This is a genomic window from Streptomyces sp. CBMA152, from assembly GCF_014596475.1.
Classification (GTDB): domain Bacteria; phylum Actinomycetota; class Actinomycetes; order Streptomycetales; family Streptomycetaceae; genus Streptomyces.
Genome location: NZ_MECJ01000010.1, coordinates 73,273 through 80,852 on the forward strand (window position 1 = coordinate 73,273; position 7,580 = coordinate 80,852).

General features: G+C 68.4%; 7 protein-coding genes and 1 rRNA gene. All 8 read right to left on the reverse strand.

Going from position 1 to position 7,580, the window contains the following annotated elements:
- Positions 1-37 precede the first annotated feature (37 nt).
- The gene (locus BG418_RS09645) at positions 38-781 is read right to left on the reverse strand and encodes a MerR family transcriptional regulator (protein ID WP_188273334.1); all 744 of its coding nucleotides are present in this window, start codon (positions 779-781) and stop codon (positions 38-40) included.
- Positions 782-840: 59 nt separating this feature from the next.
- A complete protein-coding gene (locus BG418_RS09650) occupies positions 841-1,779 on the reverse strand; it encodes an FHA domain-containing protein (protein ID WP_188273344.1) in 939 nt (312 codons plus the stop codon).
- Between the two features lie 82 nt (positions 1,780-1,861).
- Positions 1,862-2,710 carry a DUF881 domain-containing protein gene (locus tag BG418_RS09655; RefSeq protein WP_188273335.1) on the reverse strand — a complete coding sequence of 283 codons (849 nt, stop codon included), beginning with the start codon at positions 2,708-2,710 and terminating at the stop codon, positions 1,862-1,864.
- A 5-nt stretch (positions 2,711-2,715) separates the two neighbouring features.
- Entirely contained in the window at positions 2,716-3,048 is a 333-nt protein-coding gene (locus BG418_RS09660) for a small basic family protein (RefSeq protein WP_003970459.1), read from the reverse strand.
- Positions 3,045-3,977 carry a DUF881 domain-containing protein gene (locus BG418_RS09665; protein ID WP_188273336.1) on the reverse strand — a complete coding sequence of 311 codons (933 nt, stop codon included), beginning with the start codon at positions 3,975-3,977 and terminating at the stop codon, positions 3,045-3,047. The genes BG418_RS09660 and BG418_RS09665 overlap by 4 nt, the downstream gene beginning before the upstream one ends.
- 87 nt (positions 3,978-4,064) lie before the next feature.
- Positions 4,065-6,560 (reverse strand): mannose-1-phosphate guanyltransferase, encoded by a 2,496-nt coding sequence (locus BG418_RS09670; protein WP_188273337.1) that lies wholly within the window; start codon positions 6,558-6,560, stop codon positions 4,065-4,067.
- Between the two features lie 113 nt (positions 6,561-6,673).
- Positions 6,674-7,282 (reverse strand): CDP-alcohol phosphatidyltransferase family protein, encoded by a 609-nt coding sequence (locus BG418_RS09675; protein ID WP_188273338.1) that lies wholly within the window; start codon positions 7,280-7,282, stop codon positions 6,674-6,676.
- A gap of 173 nt (positions 7,283-7,455) precedes the next feature.
- Positions 7,456-7,572 (reverse strand): 5S ribosomal RNA (rrf, locus tag BG418_RS09680).
- Positions 7,573-7,580 lie beyond the last annotated feature (8 nt).

Here is a 7,580-nt window from a genome sequence, read left to right on the forward strand (position 1 = left end):
GTGCCCGGCAGGTTTGGGTAGTCGGGCACCCCCCAGGTCAGTGCAGCCGGACCCCGAGAGCGGTCTGGACCAGGGCCGCGTGCAGCCGTACGGACAGCGCCGCCAGCTCCTTGACGGTCGCCTCCGCATGGGCCCTGGTCTGCGGGTTGCGGTGCCGCCGCAAGGGTGCGACCACCTGTTCGACCAGTCCGGCCTCGCGGTCGGCGGCGGCCTTCATGGCGCGAAGATGACGCGGTTCAAGACCGAATCGGCCGAGATCCGCCACCAGACGGGCCACATTCACCGACTCCGCGTCGTAGCCGCCCTCGGGACCGGCCGAGATGAGCCCGTACGACTCCCAGTCGGCCAGCTCCTCCTCGGTGATCTCGGCGGCCACCAGCAGCTCCGCACGGCCCAGCCGGGCCGCCGTGGGGCGGTCCGGGTCGGGATCCACCACGCCGTCCAGGAGCTCGCGCGAGCCGGCGGGAGCGGGCAGCGCGGGCTGCTCGCCCCGGCTCAGCGCCTCCAGATGCTCCCGGATGACCTTCAGCGGAAGATAGTGGTCCCGCTGCATCCGCAGGACCTGGGCGAGCCGCTCGACGTCCTCGGGGCTGAACTTGCGATACCCCGACGGCGTGCGCCGCGGCTCGACGAGGCCTTCGGACTCCAGAAACCGGATCTTGGAGATGGTGACTTCGGGAAATTCGTCGCGCAGCTGATTCAGGACGGTGCCGATGCTCATCAGCCGGTCGCCCGCGGTGGCGGTGCCGTGACCGGCACCGCCCGTCGGTGTATGCAGCATGGGCCTTCCCTGGATGGGTCTTCCCCCTGGAGTTCCCCCGGACGCAGTCCGCGGGAGGGTCAGACCGCGCGCTGGCTCGCGTAGAACACCAGCCGGTACTTGCCGATCTGCACCTCGTCGCCGTTGGACAGGGTGATCGAGTCGATCCGCTCCCGGTTCACATAGGTGCCGTTGAGGCTGCCGACGTCCGAGACCGTGAAACGGCCGTCCGAGCCCCGGCGGAACTCCACATGACGCCGCGACACGGTCACGTCGTCGAGGAAGATGTCGCTCTGCGGATGCCGGCCCGCCGTGGTCAGCTCGCCGTCCAGCAGGAAGCGGCTGCCCGAGTTCGGCCCGCGGCGCACCACCAGCAGGGCGGAGCCCATCGGCAGCGCGTCCACCGCGGCCTGCGCCTCCGGCGACAGCGACGGCAGCGCCGTCTGGCCCGTCACCTCGGAGTCGTACGCCTCAAGTCCGGAGATCGAAATGGTCGACGTGGTCTCCGCGGCCCGCTCCGGAACCGCACCGGCCCGCAGCGGAGCGCCGCAGTTGGAGCAGAATCGGCTCGCCGCGGCATTGCTGTGCCCGCACCTCGTACACACCGGCATGGACGGATCCTCCTGACCCGGCTGGACCGCGTGGGAGCTGGTCGCATACGGGTCAGGAACAAACCCTCCACCCGTACTTGATGGTTCCCCGAAACCTATGCGGCCGGGACCGGCAGGGTCAACAGAAGACGCGCCCGGACCGCCCGGAATGTCACCACCGTGCGCGCCGACCTCGTCGCGGAACAGCGGACGCCCGCCGCCCTGCTCATCAGGCTCTCCAGAGCCCTGAGCACGGTGCCTGGCGGCGCCGCCGCCGTCCCGGCGTGCGCTCTTGCCGAACAACTTCGCAAACAACTTCACGGGCGATTCCCCTTGACCGAAACAGACCCGCCCGTGGGGCAGGACGAACCCACATTCAACACACCGGCCGACCCGGACATCCTCACAACGTCCGTATCCGCCAAACAGTTTCCACCACGCACCACGAGTTGGGTGCGCCGACCCCCCGCAAGCTCATGCCCTTGTACGACAGCTCGCATGCGGCCACGCGTCACCGCGAGGTCGACCGAGCGTAGTCAGGCCGCTTCGCCGGTCGCAAGGCATCCACAACGATCTTCTCCGAACGGACCACACTGGCCGTGGCCTGCTCCTTCTCCAGAGTCTGCACCACACCACCAGGGATGTTGAGCGCGGGTTCGAGATCCTGTGGCTTCCCGATCACCTTGAAACGGTACGGCGCGGTCACCTTCACACCGTCCACCTCGATGCCGCCGTCGGCGTCCGAGAAGTACGTGTTGGCGACGACTCGTACGTCGTTGATCTGGATCGCCTCCGCGCCCGCGGCCCGCAGTTCCTGGATGGTGTCGAGCAGTTTGTCCGCCTCGACCGCCTTCTTCGGATCGCTGATGGTCAGCGTGATACCGGGACCCTGCGCCGCGACCGTACCGGCCAGGATGCCCAGCTGACGCTCCTTCTCCTGGGTCTGCTTGCGCGCCTCGGCCGCCTGGTTGGAACTTGTCTCCAGCTCCGTGCGTTGACCTTCCAGACGAGTCTTCTCGTCCTCAAGGCGTTTCGTACGGGAGTCGAGTTCGTCCAGGATCCGCACCAGGTCCTCCTGGCGGGCACCGCGCAGAGCGCTGTTGTCGCTGTTGGAACGGACCTGGATGGCCAGGCCCAGACCGAGCACGAACAGCAGCAGGGCGACGACCAGTTGGGCCCGGGTCACCCGGGGCGGCCACAGCCCGGCGGCCAGCCGCTGGCGGCCGGTCAACTGCGGCGCGCCTTCGGCGGCCGGGGCGGGCTCGGCCGCGGAGGGCACGGGCTCGGCCGGGGCGGGCTTGGGCGCGGCCGGTTCCGGCTCAGGAACCCTGTCGGGCTCGGGCGTGTCGTCGCTGCTCATCGGCCTCACGCCCGGAAGACATGCCGGCGGATGGCCGCGGCGTTGGAGAAGATGCGGATGCCGAGCACGACGACCACGCCGGTCGACAGCTGCGCGCCCACGCCCAACTTGTCACCCAGGAACACGATCAGCGCCGCCACCACGACGTTCGACAGGAAGGACACCACGAAGACCTTGTCGACGAAGATGCCGTCGAGCATGGCCCGCAGACCGCCGAAGACCGCGTCGAGCGCGGCGACGACGGCGATGGGCAGATACGGCTCGACCACCGCGGGCACCTCGGGCCGGACCAAAAGTCCGACCACGACTCCCACGACGAGGCCAAGTACGGCGATCACGATGTGCCTTTCCTTGTGGCGGGCGCGCCTGGGCCGGCGCCCGTGGTCTGCGGCTGTGCGGTACGTACGATCAGGCTCGGCGCGGCCGGCAGGCGCACCTCGCCCTGGTCCGAGATGCTGGAGCGGATGCCGTAGTTCTCCTGGAGCACATGGAGATACTGACCGTCGGCACTGTCCTGGAAGGCGGTGCTGAGCTTCTTCCCGTCACCCACGGCGAGCACCGTGTACGGCGGCACCAGCGGCCGGTTGTCGACCAGTATGGCGTCGCCCGCGGCCCGGATCGCCGAAAGGGCGGTCAGCCGCTGCCCGTTGATCGCGACGGCCTCGGCGCCGGACTGCCACAGACCGTTGACGATCCGCTGCATGTCCCGGTCGCGCACCCGGCCGGTGTCCGCGAAGGTGGTGTTCTCGCGCGGCCCGCCACCACCGCCCGTCTCGGTGTTCTTGGCGTCGTCGACGACCAGCTTCACGCCCGGGCCGTGCACCTCGGTGGCGCCCGAGAGCAGCGCGACCAGTTCGGCCTGGTCGCCGCCGTGCTTCTCCAGCGCCTTGCGCTGCCGCTCGCCGACCTGGTCGCGCAGCGTGTCCACCTGCCTCTGCAGGTCGTCCGCCGCCTTGGTCTCGGCCTCCACGCGGCCGATCAGCTCCTGGCGCTCCTTGGCGACCACGGGTGCCGTTATCCGCGCCTGCGCGGCACCGATGGTGACCACGACGGCCGCGAGCACCAGACCCGCGGCGAGCCCGAGCTTGGCGCGCAGCGGCCGGGGCATGCCCTCGTCGCCCTCGGCCTTGCGCCGGGCGGTCGCCTCCGCGTACCCCTCGTCCAGCGCATGGTCCATCACATTGGTCAGCAGCGACATCGACGCGTCGGGGCGAGGGGGTGGAGCGGGGGTGCTCCGAACGGGGGGCTGCTGCGACATGCCGCACATCGTCGCACGTCGGCGCCCCGGCCGCCGAATGGCCCCACCGGTGCGCCGGGCGGCGTCCCACGACCCCGCCCGGCGCCGGCTACGACCTCAGTGACCTGCGCTGTCGACGATCGCCGACCACTCGTCGAGCAGTGCCTGCGCGGAGGCGTCGTCGGGGCCCTCGGCCCACAGATGGGTGACCGCCTCGGCCGGGTCGGGCAGCACCATCACCCAGCGGCCGTCCGCCTCCACGACCCGTACGCCGTCGGTCGTGTCCACGGACCGGTCCCCGGCCGCCTCCACGACCCGCCGCATGACCATGCCCTTGACCGCCCACGGCGTCGCCAGGTCGCGCCGCAGCACATGCGCCCGGGGTATCCGCGAATCGATCTGACTGAGCGTCAGCTGAGTGCGCGCGACCAGCCCGATGAGACGTACGAACGCGGCGGCCCCGTCGAAGACGCTGCTGAACTCGGGAATGATGAACCCGCCGCGCCCGTCGCCGCCGAAGATCGTCGACTCCTCGCGGCCGACCCGGGTCAGATCGTCGGGCGAGGTCGTCGTCCACTCCACCTGCGTACCGTGGTACGCCGCGACCTGCTCGGCGATACGCGTCGTGGTCACCGGCAGCGCAACCCGCCCGCTGCGCCGCTCGGCCGCCACCAGATCCAGCATGACCAGCAGCGCCCGGTCGTCCTCCACGATCCGCCCGCGCTCGTCGACCAGCGACAGCTTCTCCCCCACCGGGTCGAACCGCACGCCGAACGCGGCCCGCGCCGACGCCACGATCTCGCCGAGGCGCACCAGACCGGCCCGTCGGCCGTCGGCCGTCTCGGTCGGCCGGGACTCGTCGAGCCCGGGGTTGATGGTCAGCGAATCCACCTGGAGCCGTCCGAGCAGACTGGGCAGCACAAGCCCCGCGCTGCCGTTGGAGGCGTCGACGACGACTTTCAACCCGGCCTCGGTGACCCCGGTCGTATCGACCTTGCGCAGCAGGGACCCGGTGTACGAGTCGAAGACGCTGGACGGGAACTGCAGATCACCGATCTCGCCCGGGAACGCCCGCCGGTACTCCTGACGTGCGTACACCCGGTCCAGCTTGCGCTGACCGGCCTGCGAGAGATCCGCGCCCCGCTCGTCGAAGAACATGATGTCCACGGAGTCCGGCACACCGGGCGAGGTCCGCAGCATGATCCCGCCGGCGCTGCCCCGCGCGGTCTGCTGTCTGGCCACCGGCAGCGGTACGTTCTCCAGGTCGCGTACGTCGATGGCACTGGCCTGCAGCGCCGAGATCACCGCGCGCTTGAGCGCCCGCGCGCCACGCGAGTGGTCGCGCGCGGTGGTGACGGTCGCCCCCTTCTTCAGGGTCGTGGCGTACGCACCGGCCAGCCGCACGGCGACCTCCGGGGTGATCTCCACATTGAGGATGCCGGAGACACCGCGCGCCCCGAAGAGATGGGCCTGGCCGCGCGACTCCCAGATCACCGAGGTGTTGACGAACGCGCCCGCCTCGATCGTCTTGAAGGGATAGACGCGAACGTTGCCCTGGACAATGGATTCCTCACCGACCAGGCACTCGTCCCCGATGACGGCGCCGTCCTCGATCCGGGCCGCCCGCATGATGTCGGTGTTCTTGCCGATCACGCAGCCGCGCAGATTGCTGTGCTGCCCGATGTAGACGTTGTCGTGGACGACGGCCTTGTGCAGGAACGCCCCGGTCTTCACGACGACGTTCGACCCGATGACCGTGTGCTCACGGATCTCTACGTCGGCCTCGACCTTCGCGTAGTCCCCGATGTAGAGCGGTCCCCGGAGCACCGCGTCGGGATGCACCTCGGCGCCTTCGGCGACCCAGACACCGGGAGAGATCTCGAACCCGTCGATGTCGACATCGACCTTGCCTTCGAGCACGTCCGCCTGCGCCTTGACGTAGCTCTCGTGCGTGCCGACGTCCTCCCAGTAGCCCTCGGCGACATAGCCGTAGATCGGCTTGCCCTCCTTCATCAGCTGAGGGAAGACGTCACCGGACCAGTCGACGGGCACATCGGCTTCGACGTAGTCGAATACCTCGGGCTCCATCACATAGATGCCGGTGTTCACCGTGTCCGAGAAGACCTGCCCCCAGGTCGGCTTCTCCAGGAACCGCTCGACCTTTCCCTCTTCGTCGACGATGGTGATGCCGAATTCCAGCGGGTTGGGTACGCGGGTCAGGCACACCGTGACCAGCGCGCCCTTCTCCTTGTGGAAGCTGATGAGATCCGACAGGTCGAAGTCGGTGAGGGCGTCGCCCGAGATCACCAGAAAGGCATCGTCCTTGAGGGCCTCCTCGGCGTTCTTCACGCTGCCGGCGGTGCCGAGGGGCTTCTCCTCATTGGCATAGGTGAGCTCCATCCCGAGCTCTTCACCGTCGCCGAAATAGTTCTTGACGAGCGAGGCGAGGAACTGCACGGTTACGACGGTCTCATTGAGCCCATGCCGCTTGAGCAGCCTCAGCACATGCTCCATGATCGGCCGGTTGGCCACCGGCAGGAGCGGCTTGGGCATGCTAGAGGTCATGGGGCGAAGGCGGGTACCTTCGCCACCGGCCATCACGACGGCCTTCATGTCGGAAGCGTCCTCCTTGACGAGACGACGGTCTAGCCGACTGCACCCGTCCGGGTGGGACCCCTGGCATCATGCGCGGTTCCGTCGACTCCGACGGAACCGCTTCGACGAGCTCAATCGGCCGCTGGGTCCGCCTTGACGAGTCGGCGGACCTGAACCACATACAGGATTCCTGCCCACCAATACAGCGTTGTACCCCATCCGGCGAACGCCCATCCGAAAATCGCCGCCAGATCGGCGAGCCACCCACTTCCGTCGCTCAGCAGAAGCAACGGGAAGGCGTACATGAGGTTGAACGTGGCGGCCTTACCGAGGAAGTTCACCTGCGGGGGCGGATAGCCGTGCCTGCGGAGGATTCCCACCATCACCAGAAGCATCAGTTCCCGGGCCAAAAGGGCAGCAGTCAACCAAACCGGCAGGATCTCCCGCCAGGTGAGCCCTACGAGCGTGGAAAGGATGTACAGCCGGTCGGCCGCCGGATCGAGCAGTCGGCCAAGACTGCTGATCTGGTTCCACCGCCGGGCGAGCTTCCCGTCCAGGTAGTCGCTGACGCCGCTGAATGCCAGGACGAGCAATGCCCAGCCATCGCTCTTCGGCCCGCCGAACTCGGGGCGGAGGATCAGCCACAGGAACACGGGTACGCCGACGAGACGCGCCATGCTGAGGATGTTGGGGATGGTGAGCACCCGGTCCGTCTGAACGCGAGTCTCCTGGACCTCCACCCGGGGGCCTCCTGTGAACGTGCCAACGATGCCTCATGACCTTACCGGCAGCGAGGAGGGGTGAGTGCACAGGGGTGCACGGCCCATCGCGGTACCGGCCGGGCAAAAAGGGTCCTGAACGCAAAAATGCCTCAGTCCCCGACCATAAAGGCCGGGGACTGAGGCTAAAAATTGTTCGGCGGCGTCCTACTCTCCCACAGGGTCCCCCCTGCAGTACCATCGGCGCTGAAAGGCTTAGCTTCCGGGTTCGGAATGTAACCGGGCGTTTCCCTAACGCTATGACCACCGAAACACTATG

Excerpts from the sequence above, each read along its gene's own strand:
- BG418_RS09645 (WP_188273334.1), bottom strand. The coding sequence starts at position 781 with ATGCTGCATACACCGACGGGCGGTGCCGGTCACGGCACCGCCACCGCG.
- BG418_RS09655 (WP_188273335.1), bottom strand. The coding sequence starts at position 2,710 with ATGAGCAGCGACGACACGCCCGAGCCCGACAGGGTTCCTGAGCCGGAA.
- BG418_RS09665 (WP_188273336.1), bottom strand. The coding sequence starts at position 3,977 with ATGTGCGGCATGTCGCAGCAGCCCCCCGTTCGGAGCACCCCCGCTCCA.
- BG418_RS09670 (WP_188273337.1), bottom strand. The coding sequence starts at position 6,560 with ATGAAGGCCGTCGTGATGGCCGGTGGCGAAGGTACCCGCCTTCGCCCC.